The following is a 20,614-nucleotide window of genomic DNA, read 5'->3' on the forward strand; positions in this document are numbered from 1 at the left end:
GTCAACCCTATTTCGAAGAATATCGAATTTAACCGGCGCACCGGCCGTCCGCATCGATGACCATGGCGCGATCCGCGTCAAGCCTTCGCCCGAACTGCCCCGCCGCGTTCGTACCACCCCTTGCTGCGGTTCACGATCCAGACCACCGACAGCATCACCGGCACTTCCACCAGAACGCCGACGACCGTGGCAAGGGCGGCACCCGAGTTGAGGCCGAAGAGCACGATGGCCGCAGCGACGGCGAGCTCGAAGAAGTTCGATGCCCCGATCAGCGCCGAAGGGCCGGCCACGCAATGCTGCTCGCCGGACAGGCGGTTGAGCAGATAGGCAAGTCCCGAATTGAAGTAGACCTGGATCAGGATCGGCACTGCCAGAAGCGCGATCACCAGCGGCTGGGCGATGATTTGCTCGCCCTGGAAGCCGAAGAGCAGCACCAGCGTGGCAAGCAGTGCCACCAATGAGAGCGGCTGCAATTTCGCGAGAAACCCGTCCAGCCCGGCTTGGCCGCCCGTCGCCAGCAGCCTGCGGCGCAGCACCTGTGCCACGATGACCGGCAGAAGAATGTAGAGCACCACGGACAGAAGCAGCGTTTCCCAAGGCACTGTTATCGCCGAAAGGCCGAGCAGCAGGCCGACGATGGGCGCGAAGGCGACGATCATGATCGCATCGTTGAGCGCCACCTGGGAAAGCGTGAAGTTCGGCTCGCCGCGCGTCAGGTTCGACCAGACGAAGACCATCGCGGTGCAGGGAGCGGCGGCCAGGATGATGACGCCGGCGATATAGGAATCGATCTGACCCGCTGGCAGGTACGGGCGAAAGAGCCAGCCGATGAACAGCCATCCGAGCAAGGCCATCGAGAACGGCTTCACCGCCCAGTTGACGAGCAGCGTGACGCTGATGCCGCGCCAGTAGTTGCCGACCTGGGCGAGCGAGGCGAAATCCACCTTGAGCAGCATCGGCACGATCATCAGCCAGATCAGCACCGCGACGGGAAGGTTCACCTGGGCGACCTCGGCGGCGGCAATGATGCCGAAGACCCCCGGCAGCGCATGGCCAAGGGCGATTCCCGCGACGATACACAGCGCCACCCAGATGGTCAGGTACTTCTCGAAAAAGCTGATGCCTGCCGGAGCGGTTTCTCCGGTCTCGATCGCATGATCGGTCATGGTGGTCCTTGTCTTTGTTTCAGCCGGCTTTCGCCATGTTGCGGCCGATCTCGTCCAGCCGGTTCTGCAGGCTGAGCCTGTCGAGGCTGCCTACCGGAAGATTGACGAAAATCGAAATCCGCTGCCGCAGCATGCGCAGCGTATCGGCAAAGGCAAAGCGCTGTTCCGCCTCGGTTCCGGTTGCGGTGGACGGGTCTGGAACGCCCCAATGGGCCGTCACCGGCTGGCCGGGCCAGACCGGGCAGGTTTCATTGGCGGCATCGTGGCAGACGGTGAAAACGAAATCGAGCTTCGGCGCGTCCGGCCCCGCAAATTCGTCCCAGGACTTCGAACGCAGCCCGGCGGTTTCGTAGCCCCTCTGGCGGAGCAGATCGAGCGCGTAGGGATGCACCCTGCCGCGCGGCTGGCTGCCGGCGCTGAAGGCCTTGAAACGGCCTTCTCCATGCCGGTTCAAGAGGCACTCGGCGATGATCGACCGGGCCGAATTGTGCGTACATAGAAACAGGACGTTGAAAACTCTATCGTTCACGGGATCATCTCCTAACAGTCGCATGTCACGGCCTCGATCACGGGGCGGCAAAGTTCCGGCGCACCGTTGCAGCAGTCTTCCATCAGATAAGCGAGAAGATCGCGGAAGCCGGTCATATTGGCGTAGTACCGGATGACGCGACCCTCGCGCTGGGCCCGAACCAGTCCCGCATGGGTAAGGGTTTTCAGGTGAGTCGAGGTGGTGTTCTGCACGGTATTGAGCCGCGAGGCGATTTCGCCCGCCGGAACTCCGTCCGCTCCTGCTTTGACCAGGAGTCGAAAGATCTCGAGCCGGGTTTCCTGGCCGAGCGCCGCCAGGGCGACAAGAGCAGTTCTCTTTTCCATATATCTGTGTTTCCCGATTTATGAGTCATATAGCATTGAGAACCGCATCGCGTAAACCTCGAACTTGAGGGTAGGGGGCGTGGGTGGGAAGAGCAGCACAACAACTGTCACATAACTGATACGCGCCTGCGATAGCTCGGCCTCGGTCCAAGCATTCAGCCGATGGAGAACGTCATGAAAAGTATCGCCGCCGCTCTGGCCGCCACAGTGGCCCTCGCACTTCCAGCGCATGCCGAATTCCAGCTTGATAGCCGGTACCAGGACGCCGACGGCGATCTCGTGGCCGATATTCCCACCGACGAAAGCCAGCTCGTCGATCCGGACACGCTGATCTTCGCCTACACGCCTGTCGAGGATCCGGCAGTTTACGCTGACGTCTGGGCCGGGTTTCTGGAGCACATGGAAGAGGTCACCGGCAAGAAGGTCGAGTTCTTCCCGGTTCAGTCGAACGCCGCCCAGTTGGAAGCCATGCGCGCGGGTCGGCTCCATATCTCGGGCTTCAACACCGGTTCCAATCCGATTGCCGTCGCCTGCGCCGGATTCCGCCCCTTCGCCATGATGGCCGCCGAGGATGGCTCTTTCGGCTATGAAATGGAGATCATCGCGCCGGCGAATTCCGATGCCGGTGAGATCGAGGACCTGCGTGACGGGCAGATCGCCTTCACACAGGAGACCTCCAATTCGGGCTTCAAGGCGCCATCGGCGATCCTGAAGAGCGAGTTCAATATGGTAGCCGGCGAAGACTTCGAGCCCGCCTTCTCGGGTTCCCACGATACCTCCATTCTCGGCGTCGCCAATAGTGATTATCAAGCTGCAGCAATTGCGAATTCCGTGAAGGACCGCATGATCGAGCGCGAGGTCATTTCCGCGGACCAGATCAGGACCATCTACAAGTCGCAAACCTTCCCGACCACAGGGTACGGCACCGTCTACAACCTGCGGCCGGAGTTGCAGGAGAAGATCCGCGAGGCCTTCTTCTCCTTCCCCTGGGAAGGTTCTGCCCTGCAGGAAGAGTTCTCAAAGTCCGGCGAAGCGCAGTTCATCGAGATCACCTTCAAGGATGACTGGGCCGTGATTCGCCAGATTGATGAAGCCAACGACGTTTCCTACGACTGCCAGTAGAAACTGCTTGAACGCTCAAGGGCGGGAACCCCCACCGGGTTCCCGCCCTTGGCCTATTGCGAGGTGGCCTGCATGCTGACGATCGACAATCTGGAAAAGCGCTACAGGACGGGTGACAGGGCGCTGAACGGCGTCTCCTTCACCGTCGATCGCGGCCAGGTCGTCGGGCTCATCGGTCCCTCGGGCGCCGGCAAGTCGACCCTCATCCGCTGCATCAACCGCCTCGTCGAGCCCACCGCCGGAAAGGTGCTTCTGAACGGGACGGACCTGACCACGCTCAACGTCCCGGCGCTCAGGAAGATGCGCCGGCGCATCGGCATGATCTTCCAGGAATACGCCCTGGTGGAACGCCTGACGGTGATGGAGAACGTGTTGTCCGGCCGCCTGGGCTACGTTCCCTTCTGGCGCTCCTTCTTCCGCCGCTTTCCGGCAAAGGACGTCGAGAAGGCGTTCGCCCTGCTCGAGCGCGTCGGCCTTTCCGACCATGTCGACAAGCGTGCCGACGCGCTCTCGGGCGGGCAGCGCCAGCGCGTCGGCATAGCGCGCGCTCTCGAGCAGGACCCCGAGCTTCTCCTGGTTGACGAGCCGACCGCCTCGCTCGATCCGAAGACCTCGCGCCAGATCATGCGGCTCATCTGCGAGGTCTGCCGCGAGCGTTCGCTGCCGGCGATCATCAATATCCACGACGTCACGCTGGCGCAGATGTTCGTCGACCGCATCATCGGCCTGCAGGCCGGCCGCGTCGTCTTCGACGGCCCGCCCGATGCGCTGGACGAGAAGGCCCTTACCGCCATCTACGGCGAGGAGGATTGGCACGCCATGCGCGAGGAGAAGGAGGACGAGGCGCGCGACGAGGAAGAGGCAGCCGCCTTCGAACAGGCCCGCGAAGAGCGCATGGCAGGCCTCCTATGACGCAGGTCGCCGCTGCACCGCGCCAATGGCGGCGCCCGCCGGTGCTGATCCAGAGCCGCTTTTGGCGCTGGGTCATCTATGGCGGGGCTTTGATCTACTTCGTCGCCGCGTTCGGCACGCTGGAGATCAATTGGCAGCGGGTCTACGAAGGCCTTGATCGAGGTGCGCGCTTTGCGCAGGGCTTTCTGCTGCCCGATTTCCTCACGCGCACCGAAGATATCTGGCGCGGCATGGTCGAGAGCGTCACCATGACCGTCTGCTCGACCATCGTCGGCGTGCTGATCTCCGTACCCATCGGCCTTGGCGCCGCGCGCAACCTGGTGCCGGCGCCGATCTATCTCTTCTGCCGGTCGGTCATCGCCGTGTCGCGCGCGTTCCAGGAGATCGTCATAGCGATCCTGTTCGTCGCGATGTTCGGCTTCGGTCCCTTTGCCGGATTTCTGACGCTCTCCTTCGCCACAATCGGCTTCCTCGCCAAGCTGCTTGCCGACGACATCGAGGAGATCGATGAGAGCCAGGCGGAGGCGACGCGCGCCACCGGTGCAAGCTGGTGGCAGGTCGTGAACTTCGGCATCCAGCCTCAAGTCATGCCCCGCCTAATCGGCCTGTCGCTGTACAGGCTCGACATCAATTTCCGCGAGTCCGCGGTGATCGGCATCGTCGGCGCCGGCGGCATCGGCGCCACGCTCAACACCTCCATGCAGCGCTATGATTACGATACGGCGGGGGCAATCCTGATCCTCATTATCATCCTCGTCATGCTGGCCGAGTACGGCTCCAGCCATATCCGCAAGTGGGTGCAGTGATGCCCGTCGGCTCCACCACCTCGGGGCAGGCCTGGACGAAACGCACGACAGCGGGCGAATGGGCCGTCTGGCTCGGCTGGTTCGCCGCCGCGGTGTTGTTCGTCATTTCCTGGCGGATCATGAACGAGAACACGATCTGGACCTTCGTGCAGGACGCGCCGCACCAGGCAGCCGATCTCCTGTCGCGTTCCTGGCCGCCGCGACTGTCCTATCTGAACAGGCTTTGGGCTCCGCTCTGGGATACCATCAACATCGCCACGCTCGGCACGCTGATCGGTACCGTGCTGGCGGTGCCCACCGCCTTCTTCGCCGCGCGCAACACCACGCCTTCGGCTCTCATCCTGCGGCCGATCGCGCTGTTCATCATCGTCGCCTCGCGTTCGATCAACTCCCTGATATGGGCATTGCTGCTCGTGGCGATCCTCGGCCCGGGGCTGCTTGCCGGCGTCATTGCCATTGCGCTGCGCTCCATCGGCTTCGTCGGGAAACTGCTCTACGAGGCCATCGAGGAGATCGACGAGAGCCAGGTCGAGGCCGTGCGCGCCACCGGAGCCGGCGGCTGGCAGGTCATCGACTACGGCATCGTCCCGCAGGTGCTGCCCACTTTCGCGGGCATCACGGTCTTCCGCTGGGACATCAATATCCGTGAATCCACGATCCTCGGCCTTGTCGGCGCCGGCGGTATCGGGCTGCAACTGCAGGCCTCGCTCAACGTGCTGGCATGGTCGCAAGTCACCGTCATCTTCGCCCTCATCCTCATCACCGTCATCCTTTCGGAATGGGTGTCGTCGCAGGTACGGCGCGCGATCATATAGGCCACGCAATCGAGCTGCCGTGGCTTCCGCGGCAGCTCTGTCGCACTACAAATCAGACGGCGCTGTATTCCTTCGACTTGAAAGACAGATGCGCTACCGAGGCCGGCGCGTCCGCGATCTTGCGGATGTTGCCCCAGGTCTGCTTGTAGTTCGGGATGATCAGTTCGTTCGTGCCCGCATTGACAACGTTTCCCTGTACGCCGGTCGGATAGGCAAAGAGCATGAAGGTTTCGCCGGGCCGCGCCGAGGACGTCGGATAGACCATCGCCTGGGTCGATCCGGCGTCGTTGTAGACCTCGACAAGGTCGCCTTCCTTTATGCCCACCTTTGCCATGTCGTCGGGATGCATCTCGATGAAGGGGAACGGCCAGCGGTCCATGACGAAGTCGTTCTCCACATCCAGATAGGCGGACTGCCAGACCTGGTTGGCGCGCCCGTTGTTGATCAGGAAGTCGTAGCTTTCCTGCTGCTCCTTCTTGCCCGGCGCCTGCAGGCCGCGCCATGCCGCGTGCATGAAGCGTGCCTTTCCATCCTCGGTACCGAATTTGCCGTCGGCATAAAGGCGTTGCGTGCCGACGATTTGCCCGTCCTCGAAGCCCGTTGCCGGCTCCTGAAAGCCATTGGTGCCCATGGCGCGCAGCCGCTCATAGGTGACGTGCTCGCCCCCATGCGCAGTCGCGTGGTAGCCGTCCATGAAGGCGTCTTCCTCGGTCTGCCAGTCGAAGCCGTCGAAATTTGCGGCGAGTTCGGCGTGGCCCGTTTCACCCAATACGCGCTGCATGTGGCCCGCGATGCGGGCGGCGATCAGGCAGTCGGGCATGGCCTGGCCGGGCGGGTCCATGTAGCGCTCGGTGAGGCGCATGCGTCGCTCGCCGTTCATCGAGGTAAGGTTCATCTCACCCGATGTGGCCGCCGGCAGGACGACATGGCAGGCTTCGCCGATCCTGGTGGGCACGATATCCACGTCGACGGCGAACAGGCCGCCATCCTCGATCGCTGCGACGATCGCATCGACCATCGCTTCTCTATCTCCGTAGGGCACGGCGTTCATCGCGTCCTTCACCTTGTCCGTGCGCTGCTTGTAGACGCGCTTGAATTCCGCAGCATTCAGCGTCGTCTTGTAGTGGTCGCAGCCCCAGATATGGTGAACGCCACCCTGGCCCTCGATCAGCAGCTTGTCGACATAGGCCGCCGGCCGTCCGACATGGGCATCGCCCGGACGGGCATAACCTTCCTGGTGACCACCGAGCCGGACCACACCACCGCCGGGACGGCCGACATTGCCGGTGGCGAGCGCGATGTTCACCAGCGCACCGTTGGTGCGGTAGTTGTCGTTGCCCCAGATCAGGCCTTTCTCATAGGCGAACACGGTGCGTCGGCGCGCACCGCCTTCTTTGGGTTCGGCGATCCAGCTTGCCGCCTTGCGGATGTCGTCAGGCGAAAGGCCAGTGATCTCCGCGGCCTCCTCGACGGACATGCGGTTGCCCTCGCGGGCGGCGGCGAAACTGGTGAGCACCGCCGGATGGGCTGGATCGCTGCCGTCGCCTTCTCCCGCCTCGCCGGTCGTGCTGGCATCGATGAAGGCCTGGTCCACCCAGCCGTTCTCGGCGATCTCCGTGAAGAGGGCGTTGAAGAGCGCGAGGTCCGTGCCGGACTTGATCTGCAGGTGCAGCACGTTCTCCTTGCCGGCCTCTGCCTCGCAGGCCGCGACCGTCACCGTGCGGCGCGGATCGACGATGACGATGCGGCTGCGGTCGTGTGGCTCGCCGGCAAGCTGTTCCTCCTTCTTCCCGAGCGAGGAGCCGCGCAGGTTCGGCACCCAGTGATTGAGGAAATAGTTGGTCTGGGTCTCCAGCGGATTGGCGCCGACCACCATGATCGTGTCGGCAAGTTCGGCATCCTCGTAGCAGTTGTTGAGCTCGCCCACCCCCATGTCGCGCGTGGCGTGAACTTCGGAGTTGTAGGCCGGGCGGTTGTGGATGCGGATGTTCTTGACCTTCATCGCCCCGAAATAGAGCTTGCCCGTGCCCCAGGTGTTCTCGTAGCCGCCGCCGGCACCGCCATGGTCGAAAGCGGAGACGAAAAGCGCGTCCTCGCCCTTCTCGGCGACGATCCGGGCGGTGACGCGAGTAACGAGGTCGAGCGCGTCATCCCAACTCGTCGGCTGCATCTGGCCGTAGCGCCAGACCAGCGGGTCGGTCAGCCGCTGCTGCTGGGTGGAGCGGGCCTGGGAATAGCTCATCTCCGCCATGCGCGCGCCGCGCACGGAGCCGAGGCCGGAGTTCACCACGCATTCGTGGTCCGGCTTGATGACGATATGAACGTCTTTCCCGTCCTGCTTGACGATGTTGTACATCGACGGCGAATACCAGGCATCGGTCTCGGCATATTGCTGTTCGGAGAGGTCGACACCGAAAACGTTCGCGGAAGGGTCGGTGCCGCCCTGTTTGTTCACCGGCCAGGAGTAGGCGTGGTAACCGCAGCCGACGATGCAGTAGTGGCAGACGACATTGTGTCGGGTGGCATCCGCCGGGATGATCGGCAAGCGGTCGATCTGTCTCTTGTAAGCCATGTTCCCCTCCCTCAAAGCACGTTGGACAGGCGGCCGTAGAGAAGCTCGTCGAGCCCCTCGGCATGGATGTCGCCCTTGTCATCGACGCGCAGCGTGTATTGCGGCAGGTTCTGGGTTGCCTGGCCCCAGATCTGCTGGCCGCCCGCCTCGCAGTCGAAGCGGGAGTAGTGGCCGGGGCAGTTCAGGGTCCGATCCTCGGCGCTGTACATCAGGGGAAAGCCCTTATGCGGACACACAGTCGAGAAGCCGACGATGTCGCCGTCGGGACCCGCCCCGCCTTCGACGCGCGTCCCGAGCTTCAGAAGCACACCGGGCGCGTTCTCGTCCGGATAGGCGACGTCGAACGGCTCGTTTTCGGTGAGGTCGGCAATGTTCGCCAGGCGGTTCGCCGGGTATTCAACCCGGGCCATGGCGACTTGCGCCCTTGCCTCTTGCGGAAGCGTGGCCGCAGCCGCCGCGCCCGCAGCCGTAAAGGCGCTTCCCCGCAAGAATTGGCGGCGGCCGACATCCACCAGTCTGTCGCAACGTGACATGGCTTTCTCCCCTCGCGTGTGACGACGTCAGGGAACGTGAAGCAAGCTGCGTGCCAGAAGGTGAAAAGCAAGTTTTCCAAAAGGTCGGTGGTGTCAGCGGATGACGCGCACGCGGAGACATGTTCGAAGTTCCGAACATGCCGCACCGCCCGTGGTTCAGGAATCCGAACGTGCGCGCTCCTTCATCCCGAAGCGCGTCATCTTCTCCCAGAGCGTGGTCCTCGAGATGGCAAGGAGCCCTGCGGCCTTGCCAACCTGCCCGCCTGCCTCCGCCAGCGCGCGCTCGATCTGCCGGCGCTCGGCCGCGTCCCTGATCTCGGCCAGGGGCGTGAAGGCGGCATGGCCTGCGGCCGATGCCTGTTCGGGAAAAAGGTCTCCCGGCATGATCCGTTCATTGTTGGTGAGTGCGGCCGCGCGCTCGACCCGGTTGCGCAATTCGCGAACATTACCGGGCCAGGGATGAGCCAGTGCTGCCTCTTCGGCCAGCGCGCTGAAGCCACGGATGCGCGCGCCGGTGCGGGCGACCGCATTCCCGAGAAAGCGGTCCAACAGCCAGGAGATGTCTTCCGGGCGCCTGCGCAAGGGTGGAATTTCAACCGGCAGCACGGCGAGGCGGAAATAGAGGTCGTCTCGGAAGCCCGTGTTCGATCCGCCTTCCGCCAGGTCGCGATGGGTGGCAGCGACGATGCGTGCCCGGAAAGGGATGATCGCCTCCCCACCCAGCCGCGTGAAGCCCGCATCCTCGATGAGGCGCAAGAGCTTCGCCTGCGGGGCAGGCGGCATGTCGCCGATCTCGTCGAGGAAGAGCGTGCCCCTGCCGGCGCGCTCGGCATAGCCGAGGTGCCGCACGTGAGCGCCGGTGAAGGCACCTTTCTCGTGACCGAAGATCTCGCTTTCCAGAAGTTCCACCGGGATCGCCGCGCAGTTGACGGCGACGAAAGGTTCGGCGGCGCGCGGGGATATCTGGTGCAGAAGCCGTGCCGCCACTTCCTTGCCCGATCCAGTCTCCCCAGTGATCAGTACCGGAAGATCGTGGCCGGCGTAACGGTGCAGCAAATCCTCGACCCGCCGGATGGCTGTGGATTCCCCGAGACATCCCGTGATGCGAGCGGTCGAGGTCGAGGTTCTGCGGCCTGCCTCGATGCGTTTCAGGAAATCGTCCATGCTGAACGGCTTGGTCATGAAGTCGACGGCGCCCGAGCGCATAAGCCTCACTGCCTGGTCGATCTCGCCATGGCCTGTGACGAACAGGAAGGGCGGCGTGTCCGGCCGCTTGGCAAGCTCGCCGAAAACGGCTTCACCCGACATGTCCGGCAGGCGGATATCGCAGACGACCAGGTCAAGGGCGGCGGAACCTGTAGCTTCGATGGCCGCGCGGCCCGTCTGCCACCAGGTCACATCCCAGCCCTCCAGCTCCAGCCGCTGGATGATCGACCCGCCCATCACCGGGTCGTCCTCGACCAATCCTATGCGTGGGCGTTCAGGCGGCATCGGCCCGTCTCTCCTCACCGGGAAAAGGCAAGATCAAGGTCACCACGGTTCCGCCCTCAGGCTTCTCGACAATTCTCACCTCTCCACGGAGATCGTCAACCACGCGCCGCACCATCCATAGGCCTAATCCGCCGCCAGCGCGCAATGCGGGGCCAGGATCATCATCGACCAGTATACCGGCGATGTCTCCGGGAAATCCCGGACCCTGATCGTGAATTTCAATGCTCAATTCTCCGCTGGAGACACGGGCCGCAAGTCCGATCTCGCCGTCTTCCATTGTCACGGCACTCGCGTTCAGGAGCAGATTCAATACTGCCTGCCGCACGGGGGCGCTCTTGATGGGCAATTCGCCCTGGTCGCTCCACTCGACGGTCCAGGCAAGGCGCTGGCGGCGGCGCCGCAGCTCCGGCCTGAGGAGCAAGCGAACGTCTTCCAGGTCCGTCGGCGAAATCAGGCGAGCGGAGCGCTCGGGCCGGTAATTGGCGAGCGCCGCCTCGACGACCTCTCGAATGCCCTGCAATCCACGCTCGATCAGGTTGATCGAGGTTATGCGAACTCCGGGCGTGCTGCCGTGCTTTTTCAGCGTGTCGAGAGCATTGAACAGACCGCCGAGTGGATTGTTGATCTCATGCGCCATACCGGAGGCGAGCCGCCCGAGGCTCGCCACCTTTTCTTCCTCGGCGAGCCGCATTGCAAGGTCCGCTCGCTCACGCTCGGCATGCACCAGGGCGTTATAGCCACGGAACAGGCTTGCGACTTCCGGGTCCCGGGAGGGGAACTCGCCCGGTGAGATCGGCTCGGCTGTCCCGTTCGCTGCGGCCCGCATATGGCTTTCGAGCACGCGCATCGGGCCGATCATCCGCCTGACGAGCAGAAATCCCCCCAATGAAAAAAGGGCGGCCAGCGCGCCGTTGGTGACGAGAAGCGTGATGAGGATCTCGCGCCGCTCGGCAAACAGGTGCGCCACGTCGAACGTCGCATGAATCGTGCCGATCGGCAGCCCCTGGTAGACGAGCTCGCGACGCGTAAATCCCGTCATCGAGGTCTCGTCGATGGTGACCAGACCGGGACCGTATCGGTCGACAAAGCCATCCGGCAATTCGGAGTAGGCGGCGATCCTTCCAGGATCGCTTGCTGCCAGCACGCGCCCGTCGGCTCCGGTCACGATCGTTTCCAGCGGAGCCAGCGCGCCATAGGAAGAGGCGGACCGGTCAAGCGCGTCAAACACCTCCCACACGTCGTCACGCAGCACCGCAGGCAGAACCGCGGAAGAGAGCCCGTCGAGATAGGTCTGCGCCAGCCCGTCCAGGAATCGCTCCTGGGTGCGTGACAGGCGGTCGAGAACCCGCTCGGAGATCGCCGCGCTGACCGCCACCATCAAGAGTGCCACGATCAGTGGCATGCGATAGGAGATCGGGATCGATCTGATGCGATTGATCAGCTTCATCCGAACTGCCTTACCGTCTCGACCTTGGCGGCGATCGTGTCGAACAAGGAAGGCTCTGTCACCACGAAACCGTCCAGCCTCAAAAGCTCCAGCACCTTCTTTCCGTCGGGATCGTCGGCCATCGAGACGAGCGCCTTTCTTAAGCGCACAAGCGCGGGTTCGTCGGCCAGGAATTTCGGCGCCGCTATGGGTGGGAAGCCTAGCCATTCGGAGCGTCTGACGATCTTCGTTCGAGCGACAAGGTCCGGCTCCGTCTCGCGCATAACCTCCCAGACATAGCCGTCGACGCTTCCCGATTGCGCCAGGCGTGACGCCACGGCGCGGACGACGTTGCGATGTCCGTAGGTGAAGAAGTGTCGCGCGAAGAATTCATCCGGCATCATCCTGTGCTCGGCAAGCAGCGTGCGCGTGACGAGGAAACCCGAATTGGAGTCGGGATCGGAGAAGGCGTGGATGTCTCCGCGCAGGTCCCGCCAGTTGCTGGCTGCGCGATCGGAGGGGACGATCAGATAGGACTGGTAGAGCGGCTTTCCCTGCCAGGAGGGCGTGGCCACCAGATCCAGCCGCTCCCGGTACTGCACATAGGGGTAGCCGCAGATCCATGCCGACTGGATCTGGCCCGAAACCAATAGCGCAGTGATTTCCTGGTAGGTCCGCCGCATAACCAGTTCGACCGGACCGCCGATCCTACCGGACAGGTATGTCCTCAAATGACCAAGCAGTTCCAAGTCGCTGGTCAGGAAGACCGGCGTCAGGCCGAATTTGAACGTGGTCTCGTTGGCGCGGACGGTGACAGAACTGGCGGCCAAGAGGCTCGCAGCCAACGCGAGCGAAACGTCACGACGTGAAAGGCCCGCGCTCCTGCGCCGGCCGGAGATTTCCATCAGGTCCTCCCAAGTAAGTCGCCCGCAAAGTTTAGTGTATGCGATCGCAAAATGCGACTGAGGGTCATGCCAGAACTGCGCAACGCTCGAAGGCTTTGCGCTGTCCCGTTACGATGCCAGGTGTATCGACGAGAACGGCGCGGCCCTTAAGGTCCCGGCGGAGTTGCTCGGCGAGATGGAGAGCCGGATGCGCGACACGGCGGCAAGGTGATGGCGGCCAGCACGCCCAGCTAGGTGCGCCAGGACAGGAGCGCGCGCTCGGCGCGGCCGATCAGCCAGCCGATCGTCAGCCCCAGGGCCGACAGCAGCGCCACGCCGGCGATCAGCTGGTCCGTGGCAAAGAGCGCACCCGCCATGAGGATATAGGCGCCGATGCCGTGTTCGGCGCCGATCATTTCGGCCGCCACCAGAAGCACGATGGCGATCGAGGCGGAGATTCGGAAGCCCGACAGGATCGCCGGCATTGCGCCGGGCACGATGATTTTGCGCACGATCGACAGCCACGACAGGCCGAAGGACTGGCCCATGCGGATGAGGTTGCGGTCGACATTGTCGACCCCGCCATAGGTGGCGATGACGGTCGGAAAGAACGTGCCGAACAGGATGGTCGCCACTTTCGAGCCTTCGCCGATACCGAACCAGATGATGAAGAGCGGCAGAAGGGCGATCTTGGGGATGGGAAAGAGGGCCGAGACGAGCGGCAGGAGGCCGGCGCGCGCCAGCGAGAAGAGGCCGATCAGAAGCCCGACGGCGATGCCGAGGAGGCTGCCCAGCGTCCAGCCGATAGCCAGGCGGTAGAGGCTCGCGCCGAGATGCTTCCACAGCATGCCCGTGGTGACGAGATCGGCCAGCGCGCCGAGCGCCTCCGACGGCGCGGGCAGGGCGACGGGGCTGATGATGCCGCTGCGCGAGCCGGCCTCCCAAAGAACAAGCACCGAGAGAAAGACCAGCGGCGCGACAGGCCCCAGCCGCCGCCCATGGGTGAAGCCGCCGCCGCGGAAAGGAACGGGGCGCACCGCCTGCATGTCGGCCGCCGGGCCGCCCTCGGTCCTCTCGTCATCGGCATCGACCACTTCACGCGACATCGGAAATCTCCCTGTCGGCCTCGCGCGCCTCTTCGCGCATGATCTCCCAGACCCGCCGCTGCAGTTTTTCCAGTTCCGCAAGCCGTTGCGGCCTTTGCGCCAGCGGCATGTCGATCTCCACCACCTCGCGAATGCGCCCCGGCCGCCGTGAAAGCACGATGATGCGCCGGCCGAGCCGCACCGCCTCATTGAGGTTGTGCGTAACGTAGCAGGCCGAGAAGCGCTCGCGTTGCCACAGCGCTACGAGGTCGTCCATCAGGAGTTCGCGGGTCTGGCTGTCGAGCGCCGACAACGGCTCGTCCATCAGCATGATTGCGGGCTTCACCGCAAGCGCGCGGGCGATTGCCACGCGCTGCTTCATGCCGCCGGAAAGCTGCCGCGGCAGGGCGCGGGCGAACTCGGAAAGATTGGTGCGGGCGAGCACATCCTTGACGATGGCACGCCGGTCCTCGCGCCCGACGGCATGGTCTTCAAGGACAAGGCTGACATTGCCCTCCACCGTGCGCCACGGCAGGAGCGCGAAATCCTGGAAGATGTAGGTGAGGGGGTTCAGCGAGCCGTCCGCCGGCTGGCCCGCCACCAGCACCTCGCCCGCGTCCGGCCGTTCCAGCCCGCCGGCAATCCTGAGCAAGGTGGACTTGCCGCAACCCGACGGCCCGACGATGCAGACGATCTCCCCGTCGCCGACGGTGAACGAGATGTCGTCCACGACGCTCGTGCCGCCATAGCAGTGGCGGATGCCTGTGAGGATGAGCTGCATTTCATCCGTTCCGGCTTAGCCGCTCCGGCGGCGGAAGCGCTCAGCGGGTTTCCACGAAGCCTGGATCGACGAGCTTGTCCATGGTCACGCCGTCCGGAACGAGACCCTCGGACTTGAACCATTCGAGCTGGTCTTCGACGCTGGCAAGGTTCAGGGCCGCGCCCGGGCTCATGCGCATGGCGCCGGCGCGAATGCGCGGACCGGCCTTCTCGAGCGGCTGGTCGGCATAGATATATTCGTGGATCGCGGCGACGATCTCGGCCGTCTTGTCCTCGCTCATCGACTTGTCGACAAGCGCGGCGTTATAGTCGGCCATACCCTTTGAAAGACCCGCAAGGAAGCGCTCCACCAGTTTGGGCTTTTCCTGGGTGTTGGCCGTCGAGGTGAAGATGGTTGTCACCTGATAGTTGTCGATGTAGTCCGAGATATTTCCGATCTCGATCACATCTCCGCCGGTCGTCAGGTTGCCGGCGATGCTGGGCACGATGGACCAGGCGTCGATCTGCCCCGTCTGCAGGGAGGCGATGACGGCCGGCACCTTCTGCAGCGGCTTCAGGCTGATCGCGGAGCGGGGGAAACCCTCGCCATCGGCGATCTTGTGCGCCATGTAGTGGAAGGACGAGCCGGTGCTGGTGATGCCGAAGCTGCGGCCCTCCAGGTCGGCCGGCGTTTTTACGCCGTCGTCGAAGGCGGCCTTGGAGACGAGGATCTTCTGGCCTTCGATGTCCGGCGTCTCCTGCAGAGCGCCGCCGATCACCTTGATGACGCCCTTGTCGGCCAGGCTGATGAGCCCGCCGGAAATCGCCGTCATGCCGAAATCGACGTCGCCCGAGGCGATGGCCACCGCCATGGGCTGTGCGGACTGAAAGCTGACGAATTCGATCTCAAGGTCCCGTTCGGCGAAATAGCCCTTGGCTTCGGCGATGATGCTCGGCGAATGGGACGTGAGCGAAGGAATGATGCCCACATTGATCTTGTCCGCCGCCGAAGCACCGCCGGACAGCATGCCGGCGGCGGTCCCGGCGAGCGCCAGCACGGCGAATGTCCTGCGCGAAATCATAGGCATGAGCCTCTCCCTTCGGCTTTTAGGATTTTCGCTGGGGTCTCGCACAGCGGTTCCCGGGGGGCAAGGGAAATTTGCGCGGATTGCAGCGGCCTGCGGCGCGGCGATCACGACGGTTGACAAAGCCTCCCGCGGCCCCTCTATCTCCGCCGCATATTCGATACCGGGACTAAGCCGATGACCAATGTGGCCCTGACTGGACTGGCGCGCGACCTCGCCCGCCGCGCGGAAGAGGGGAGGCCCGTGCGCATCGGCGTCATCGGTTGCGGCGAGATGGGAACGGACATTGTCACCCAGGTCGCGCTGATGCAGGGCATCGAGGTGGCGGCGATCGTCGACCGGCGTTATGTGAATGCGGAAGCCGCGATCCGCATAGCTGGCCGTCCGCCGGAAAGCGCCGCGCGGGCCGCCTCGCCGGGTGCCATGGCGGACGTGATCCGCTCCGGGCGCACGGCGATTGTGGGTGACGCCATGCAGCTCACGGAATGCGCGGAGGTCGAGGTGGTCGTGGACGCCACCGGCAGGCCCGCCGCCGGCGCCGAATTGGGACTTGCGGCGATCGAGGCGGGCAAGCATCTCGTCATGATGAACGTGGAGGCCGATGTCACCATCGGCGCCTATCTTCGGCGCATGGCGGACAGGCAGGGCGTGGTCTATTCCGTGGGTGCCGGCGACGAGCCGTCCTCCTGCATGGAGCTCATCGAGTTCGTCACGGCGATGGGCCACGAGATCGTGGCCGCCGGCAAGGGCAAGAACAACCCGTTCAATCCCGACGCCGTGCCCGACGACTACCGTGAGGAAGCCAAACGCCGCAACATGAACCCGCGCATGCTGGTGGAGTTCGTCGACGGCTCAAAGACCATGGTGGAGATGGCGGCGATCGCCAACGCAACCGGCCTCGTGCCGGACAGGCCCGGCATGCACGGCCCGATGGCCTCGCTGGAGGACCTGCCGCGCGTTCTGTGTCCCGTTTCCGATGGCGGCGTGTTGTCGAAGAAGGGCTGCGTGGACTTCTCCGTCGGTCCGGGCGTCGCCCCTGGGGTCTTCGTCATCGCCGACATGGCTCATCCGCGGCTCCGTGAGCGCATGGCGGACCTGAAGCTCGGGGATGGTCCCTACTTCACCTTCTATCGCCCGCATCATCTGACAAGCCTTGAGGTGCCGCTCACCTGCGCCCGCGCGGTTCTTTACGGAAAGGCCGACATGGTGCCGCTCGACCGGCCGGTGGCAGAGGTTTGCGCTGTGGCCAAGCGCGACCTGCAGCGGGGCGAGAGGCTGGATGCGATCGGCGAGTACACCTACCGTTCCTGGATCATGACGGTGGAGGACGCGCGCGCCGCCAACGCTGTTCCCTGCGGCCTTCTGGAAGGCGGCACGGTGACCGCACCGGTAAGGAAGGGCGCGCTCCTGACCTATGACAATGCCGCGCCCGTGCCCGGCACCAAACTCATGGAACTGCGCCGCAGGCAGGATGAGATGGTGCTGGCCGCCGGGTGAGGGCGCTTACCGGGTTTGTTCAGATCCTGTCGCGCAGCGCATACCAGTTGAGCGCCAGGAAAAGCAGGATGGGGCGAAGGCGCGTACCCCCGGGAAATGGCGGGATGTTCAGCTCTTCGAAGAGCTTGAGCCGGTCCCGATTGCCGGCCACCGTTTCCGCATAAAGCTTGCCGGTGAAGTTCGCCAGCATGACGCCGTGGCCCGAATAGCCCCCGACGGCGATCACGTTCGGCATCACCTCGCGCACGAAAGGCCGGCGCGGCATGGTGATCCCGACATAGCCGCCCCAGGTGTGGGTGATCTCCACATCGGCCAGCGCGGGATAGATCTCGGCGATCTGGCGGCGGATCGCCTTCTCAATGCCGCCCGGGTTGTTTCTGGAATAGGCTTCCCTGCCGCCGAAGAGCAGCCGGCCATCCGCGGTCTTGCGGAAATAACGCACAACGAAGCGCGAATCGTCGACGCTTTCGCCGCCGGGTAGCACCGGACTGTCGGCCGCCAGGGGCACGGTGGCACCGATGAAGGAGCCGATGGGCATCAGATGCGCCGCCGTGGTCTGCTCCAACCCGCCCCCATGGGCGTTGGTGGCGATCAGGCACTTGTCGGCGGTGATGGTGCCACGGGCCGCGGCGATCCGCACCTTGCCGCCGTCCGATTTGATGCTCTCCGCCGGCGTCCTCTCGAAAAGCCGCGCCCCCGCGGCGGCCGCGACGCGAGCGGTGCCCACGACCAGCTTCAAAGGATGGATGTGGCCGGTGCCGGTATCGCGGATGCCGCCGAAATAGTGGTTGGAGCCGAGTCGCTCCGCTGTTTCCCGGCGGTCCATGAAGGTGACGTGCGGATAGTCGAAGCGCTCGGCCATGATCTCGGCATGGGCGCGGTAGTCGTCGAGGTAGCGCCGTTTGTGGACGACTGACATCTGCCCCGGCATGTAGTCGATGTCGATCCCGTTCGCCTCGGCGAAGGAAAGCAGGTGCGCCTTGGCCTCCTCGCCGAGATCGAACAGCGCCTTGGCGCGCGTGAAGCCGAGATCGGCTTCCAATTCCTCCGGCCAGGCCCGTTGACCGGTGCCGAGCTGGCCGCCATTGCGCCCGGAGGCGCCGTCGCCGAAGCGGTGGGCGTCGATCAGTGCGACGTTCACGCCCGCCTTGGCGAGATGCGCGGCCGCCGAAAGCCCGGTGAAGCCGCCCCCGACGACGGCGACATCGACCTGCAGGTCACCATCGAGTGCCGGAAATTCCGGCCGTTCGCCGATGCTGGCCTCATACCAGGAGTAGCCGGGAGAGATGGGGGATTGGTAGGGCATGGGGATAGATGAACGGTGAATGGTAAATGGAGAATGGAGGTGCGACCGATATTTGGAGCGGCTGCAGAATTACGAAATGCTGTCAGCCATTCACCTCTTCCCAAATCACACATTCAGCAGCAGATACTCCCGCTCCCACGGGCTGATCACCCGCATGAAGGTTTCGAACTCGGCCCGCTTGATCGCCGCGTAGGTGGTGGTGAAAGGCTCACCCAATATGTCGCACAACGCCGCGTCGCCCTCGAAGAGCGCCACCGCCTCGAGAAGGCCGCGGGGCAGTTCGATCTCATCCTGGTTCACCGCCGTGCCGGCAGGCGCATCCGGCGGGGTCTTTTCCAGAATGCCGATCAGGCCGCAGGCGAGCGAGGCAGCCAGCGCCAGGTAGGGGTTGGCGTCGGAGGAGGGGATGCGGTTTTCCACGCGCCGGGAGCCCGGATCCGAGCGCGGCACGCGGAAGGCCGTCGTGCGGTTGTCGTAACCCCAGCGCGTGTTGACCGGCACCGCGTTGCCCTGGGTCAGCCGGCGGTAGGAGTTCACGTAGGGCGCCAGCATGATGAGGGCATTGGGAATATGCCGCTGCAGGCCGCCGATGAAGTGGCGGAAGGCGTCGGTCTCCTCGCCGTGCGCGTCGGAAAAGACGTTCTTGCCCGTCTTCGCCTGGACCACGGACTGGTGGATATGCATGGCCGAGCCCGGCTGCTCCTGGATCGGCTTGGCCATGAAGGTCGCGTAGGTGTCGTGCTTCAGCGCCGCCTCGCGGATGGTGCGCTTGAACATGAACACCTGGTCGGCGAGCTCCATCGGGTCGCCGTGCCGCAGGTTGATCTCGAGCTGCCCCGCCCCTTCCTCGTGGATGAGCGTGTCGATCTCCAGCCCCTGGCTTTCGGAGAAATGGTAGATGTCGTCGATCAACTCGTCGAACTCGTTGACGCCGGCGATCGAATAGCCCTGACCGCCGCCGATGGGCCGCCCCGAGCGGCCGACGGGCGGGGTGAGCGGGTAGTCGGGGTCGGGGTTCTTGTGCACGAGATAAAATTCGATCTCCGGCGCCACGATGGGCTTCAGCCCGTGCTCGGCATATTTCGCGATCACCCGTTTCAAGACGTTGCGCGGGCTGAATGCGACCACGCGCCCGTCCTGATGGACGAGGTCGCAGATGACCTGCGCAGTCGGGTCGCTTTCCCACGGGACGACCGAGAGGGTCGAAAGGTCCGGCACCAGCTTCAGGTCGCCGTCGTCTTCCGGATAGAGGAAGCCGTTGCCGCTTTCCGGGTAGCCGCCGGAGATCGTGGTCATGAACACCGCCGAGGGCAGCGCCAGGGAGGTGTTGGAGGTGAATTTCTTCGACGGCATCATCTTGCCGCGCGCCACACCCGCCTGGTCCGGCGTGATGCACTCGATATCCTCGATGCCGCGCCACTCGAGCCAGGCCGAAGCCTCTTTCCAGTTCTTCACGCCGCGCAGATTTTTCAGGAATGCGGGCATGCGCGTGCGTCCGCTGCGCCCGCGGGGCCGTATCGTCTTCTTGTTGTCCAGCATCGATCACCAGGCGTTTTTCGGATGCGCGAGTATAGACGTCCGGAAAAGAGATTGGGAAGGGCATGACGCGGTTTGGTCGCAAGCGCCTTAAACCTCAATGGCTCCATGCGCGGCGGCGGCTCTGATGCCGATCGCTCTTCGGGATGACGCTGAGCGAACCGTCCGTTTCCAGAACCACACGATCGATCGAGTCCAGACTCGAATGCCCATGCTGCCGAAGAGCGGCCTCCACTTCTTCCCTGGTCACGCGCTGGATGCGCATCGCCTCGTCCCGGTAGCTGCCCTTCTCGACCAGCACGCTGGGTTGACTCTTGACGAGCTTTTGCAGCCACTGGGATCGAACCGACCCCCAGGTAATGACATATTGAAGGGCGACGAGCAGCGACAGAGCCAGCACCCCATCGGCCAGCGGGATGCTCCTGTCCAGAAGGACAGTGGCGAGCGTGGACCCCAGCGCAACCGTGACCACGAGGTCGAAAGCATTCATCTTGCTCAGCGTCCGTTTGCCGGATATGCGCAACATGAACACCAGCGCGACATAGGCTGCCCCGCCGATGAGCAGGATCCGCAACAGGTTTTCCCAATTGTCGAACAGCATCGGTTGACTCATCGGGATCCGTCCTCCGGTTCGTGATCACATCGAGTAGGTTGGCAGCCACAGGCCGATGACGTTCATGGGGTGAGCAGGATCGCGATGTTCACGCGTCCCGAACCGACTGCCACGCCTCATCAACTCATGATGA

At 64.1% G+C, this 20,614-nt stretch carries 19 protein-coding genes; 5 read left to right on the top strand and 14 right to left on the bottom strand.

What is annotated here, in order from left to right; translation table 11 throughout:
* Window positions 1-77 precede the first annotated feature (77 nt).
* From arsB to ACFP9U_RS01560, 3 genes are all read right to left on the bottom strand, one after another.
* Entirely contained in the window at window positions 78-1,121 is a 1,044-nt protein-coding gene (gene arsB, locus ACFP9U_RS01550) for an ACR3 family arsenite efflux transporter (RefSeq protein WP_378618591.1), read from the bottom strand.
* Window positions 1,122-1,185: 64 nt separating this feature from the next.
* Window positions 1,186-1,695, bottom strand: a complete 510-nt coding sequence (locus ACFP9U_RS01555; RefSeq protein WP_378618504.1) for an arsenate reductase ArsC — start codon at window positions 1,693-1,695, stop codon at window positions 1,186-1,188.
* An 11-nt stretch (window positions 1,696-1,706) separates the two neighbouring features.
* The gene (locus ACFP9U_RS01560) at window positions 1,707-2,039 is read right to left on the bottom strand and encodes an ArsR/SmtB family transcription factor (protein WP_378618505.1); all 333 of its coding nucleotides are present in this window, start codon (window positions 2,037-2,039) and stop codon (window positions 1,707-1,709) included.
* A gap of 174 nt (window positions 2,040-2,213) precedes the next feature.
* On the opposite strand from ACFP9U_RS01560, the gene phnD reads away from it, so the two are divergent.
* The 4 genes from phnD (at window position 2,214) to phnE (ACFP9U_RS01580) (ending at window position 5,694) form a co-directional block, all read left to right on the top strand.
* Window positions 2,214-3,161, top strand: a complete 948-nt coding sequence (gene phnD / locus ACFP9U_RS01565; RefSeq protein WP_378618507.1) for a phosphate/phosphite/phosphonate ABC transporter substrate-binding protein — start codon at window positions 2,214-2,216, stop codon at window positions 3,159-3,161.
* Window positions 3,162-3,233: 72 nt separating this feature from the next.
* Window positions 3,234-4,073: a phosphonate ABC transporter ATP-binding protein gene (gene phnC, locus ACFP9U_RS01570; RefSeq protein WP_378618509.1), complete on the top strand. Its 840-nt coding sequence runs from the start codon at window positions 3,234-3,236 to the stop codon at window positions 4,071-4,073.
* Window positions 4,070-4,879 (top strand): phosphonate ABC transporter, permease protein PhnE, encoded by an 810-nt coding sequence (gene phnE / locus ACFP9U_RS01575; RefSeq protein WP_378618511.1) that lies wholly within the window; start codon window positions 4,070-4,072, stop codon window positions 4,877-4,879. Before phnC ends, phnE (ACFP9U_RS01575) begins: the two co-directional genes overlap by 4 nt.
* Window positions 4,879-5,694: a phosphonate ABC transporter, permease protein PhnE gene (gene phnE, locus ACFP9U_RS01580; protein WP_378618512.1), complete on the top strand. Its 816-nt coding sequence runs from the start codon at window positions 4,879-4,881 to the stop codon at window positions 5,692-5,694. Before phnE (ACFP9U_RS01575) ends, phnE (ACFP9U_RS01580) begins: the two co-directional genes overlap by 1 nt.
* A 52-nt stretch (window positions 5,695-5,746) precedes the next feature.
* Here the strand turns inward: phnE (ACFP9U_RS01580) and ACFP9U_RS01585 are convergent, their stop codons facing one another.
* The 8 genes from ACFP9U_RS01585 to ACFP9U_RS01620 all read right to left on the bottom strand — a co-directional run bounded on the left by ACFP9U_RS01585 (window position 5,747) and on the right by ACFP9U_RS01620 (window position 15,532).
* Window positions 5,747-8,266, bottom strand: a complete 2,520-nt coding sequence (locus ACFP9U_RS01585) for an arsenate reductase (azurin) large subunit (protein ID WP_378618514.1) — start codon at window positions 8,264-8,266, stop codon at window positions 5,747-5,749.
* Window positions 8,267-8,277: 11 nt separating this feature from the next.
* Window positions 8,278-8,799 (bottom strand): arsenate reductase (azurin) small subunit, encoded by a 522-nt coding sequence (locus ACFP9U_RS01590; RefSeq protein ID WP_322452823.1) that lies wholly within the window; start codon window positions 8,797-8,799, stop codon window positions 8,278-8,280.
* A 156-nt stretch (window positions 8,800-8,955) separates the two neighbouring features.
* Window positions 8,956-10,290, bottom strand: a complete 1,335-nt coding sequence (locus tag ACFP9U_RS01595; RefSeq protein WP_378618516.1) for a sigma-54-dependent transcriptional regulator — start codon at window positions 10,288-10,290, stop codon at window positions 8,956-8,958.
* Window positions 10,280-11,737, bottom strand: a complete 1,458-nt coding sequence (locus ACFP9U_RS01600; RefSeq protein WP_378618517.1) for a sensor histidine kinase — start codon at window positions 11,735-11,737, stop codon at window positions 10,280-10,282. The genes ACFP9U_RS01595 and ACFP9U_RS01600 overlap by 11 nt, the downstream gene beginning before the upstream one ends.
* On the bottom strand, window positions 11,734-12,621 hold the full coding sequence (locus ACFP9U_RS01605; protein WP_378618519.1) for a PhnD/SsuA/transferrin family substrate-binding protein: 888 nt from the start codon (window positions 12,619-12,621) through the stop codon (window positions 11,734-11,736). The genes ACFP9U_RS01600 and ACFP9U_RS01605 overlap by 4 nt, the downstream gene beginning before the upstream one ends.
* Window positions 12,622-12,851: 230 nt before the next feature.
* Window positions 12,852-13,706, bottom strand: coding sequence for an ABC transporter permease (locus ACFP9U_RS01610; protein ID WP_378618520.1), 855 nt, complete (start codon window positions 13,704-13,706; stop codon window positions 12,852-12,854).
* Window positions 13,696-14,466, bottom strand: a complete 771-nt coding sequence (locus tag ACFP9U_RS01615) for an ABC transporter ATP-binding protein (RefSeq protein ID WP_322452819.1) — start codon at window positions 14,464-14,466, stop codon at window positions 13,696-13,698. The genes ACFP9U_RS01610 and ACFP9U_RS01615 overlap by 11 nt, the downstream gene beginning before the upstream one ends.
* A gap of 40 nt (window positions 14,467-14,506) precedes the next feature.
* Window positions 14,507-15,532, bottom strand: coding sequence for an ABC transporter substrate-binding protein (locus tag ACFP9U_RS01620; RefSeq protein WP_378618522.1), 1,026 nt, complete (start codon window positions 15,530-15,532; stop codon window positions 14,507-14,509).
* 303 nt (window positions 15,533-15,835) lie between these two features.
* On the opposite strand from ACFP9U_RS01620, the gene ACFP9U_RS01625 reads away from it, so the two are divergent.
* Window positions 15,836-17,026 (top strand): NAD(P)H-dependent oxidoreductase, encoded by a 1,191-nt coding sequence (locus tag ACFP9U_RS01625; RefSeq protein ID WP_378618593.1) that lies wholly within the window; start codon window positions 15,836-15,838, stop codon window positions 17,024-17,026.
* Window positions 17,027-17,045: 19 nt separating this feature from the next.
* Here ACFP9U_RS01625 and ACFP9U_RS01630 read toward each other — a convergent pair whose 3' ends face one another.
* The 3 genes from ACFP9U_RS01630 to ACFP9U_RS01640 all read right to left on the bottom strand — a co-directional run bounded on the left by ACFP9U_RS01630 (window position 17,046) and on the right by ACFP9U_RS01640 (window position 20,469).
* A complete protein-coding gene (locus ACFP9U_RS01630) occupies window positions 17,046-18,332 on the bottom strand; it encodes an NAD(P)/FAD-dependent oxidoreductase (protein ID WP_378618524.1) in 1,287 nt (428 codons plus the stop codon).
* A 105-nt stretch (window positions 18,333-18,437) separates the two neighbouring features.
* Entirely contained in the window at window positions 18,438-19,871 is a 1,434-nt protein-coding gene (locus ACFP9U_RS01635) for a glutamine synthetase family protein (protein WP_378618525.1), read from the bottom strand.
* 94 nt (window positions 19,872-19,965) lie between these two features.
* Window positions 19,966-20,469, bottom strand: coding sequence for a DUF421 domain-containing protein (locus ACFP9U_RS01640; protein WP_378618527.1), 504 nt, complete (start codon window positions 20,467-20,469; stop codon window positions 19,966-19,968).
* Window positions 20,470-20,614: the final 145 nt, after the last annotated feature.

This window comes from Nitratireductor sp. GCM10026969, assembly GCF_042660605.1.
In the GTDB taxonomy this organism is placed as follows: Bacteria; Pseudomonadota; Alphaproteobacteria; order Rhizobiales; family Rhizobiaceae; genus Chelativorans.

Coding starts and splice junctions, on each gene's coding strand:
- ACFP9U_RS01560 (WP_378618505.1), bottom strand. CDS start 2,039: ATGGAAAAGAGAACTGCTCTTGTCGCCCTGGCGGCGCTCGGCCAGGAA.
- phnD (WP_378618507.1), top strand. CDS start 2,214: ATGAAAAGTATCGCCGCCGCTCTGGCCGCCACAGTGGCCCTCGCACTT.
- phnC (WP_378618509.1), top strand. CDS start 3,234: ATGCTGACGATCGACAATCTGGAAAAGCGCTACAGGACGGGTGACAGG.
- phnE (WP_378618511.1), top strand. CDS start 4,070: ATGACGCAGGTCGCCGCTGCACCGCGCCAATGGCGGCGCCCGCCGGTG.
- phnE (WP_378618512.1), top strand. CDS start 4,879: ATGCCCGTCGGCTCCACCACCTCGGGGCAGGCCTGGACGAAACGCACG.
- ACFP9U_RS01585 (WP_378618514.1), bottom strand. CDS start 8,266: ATGGCTTACAAGAGACAGATCGACCGCTTGCCGATCATCCCGGCGGAT.
- ACFP9U_RS01590 (WP_322452823.1), bottom strand. CDS start 8,799: ATGTCACGTTGCGACAGACTGGTGGATGTCGGCCGCCGCCAATTCTTG.
- ACFP9U_RS01595 (WP_378618516.1), bottom strand. CDS start 10,290: ATGCCGCCTGAACGCCCACGCATAGGATTGGTCGAGGACGACCCGGTG.
- ACFP9U_RS01600 (WP_378618517.1), bottom strand. CDS start 11,737: ATGAAGCTGATCAATCGCATCAGATCGATCCCGATCTCCTATCGCATG.
- ACFP9U_RS01605 (WP_378618519.1), bottom strand. CDS start 12,621: ATGGAAATCTCCGGCCGGCGCAGGAGCGCGGGCCTTTCACGTCGTGAC.
- ACFP9U_RS01610 (WP_378618520.1), bottom strand. CDS start 13,706: ATGTCGCGTGAAGTGGTCGATGCCGATGACGAGAGGACCGAGGGCGGC.
- ACFP9U_RS01615 (WP_322452819.1), bottom strand. CDS start 14,466: ATGCAGCTCATCCTCACAGGCATCCGCCACTGCTATGGCGGCACGAGC.
- ACFP9U_RS01620 (WP_378618522.1), bottom strand. CDS start 15,532: ATGCCTATGATTTCGCGCAGGACATTCGCCGTGCTGGCGCTCGCCGGG.
- ACFP9U_RS01625 (WP_378618593.1), top strand. CDS start 15,836: ATGCAGGGCATCGAGGTGGCGGCGATCGTCGACCGGCGTTATGTGAAT.
- ACFP9U_RS01630 (WP_378618524.1), bottom strand. CDS start 18,332: ATGCCCTACCAATCCCCCATCTCTCCCGGCTACTCCTGGTATGAGGCC.
- ACFP9U_RS01635 (WP_378618525.1), bottom strand. CDS start 19,871: ATGCTGGACAACAAGAAGACGATACGGCCCCGCGGGCGCAGCGGACGC.
- ACFP9U_RS01640 (WP_378618527.1), bottom strand. CDS start 20,469: ATGCTGTTCGACAATTGGGAAAACCTGTTGCGGATCCTGCTCATCGGC.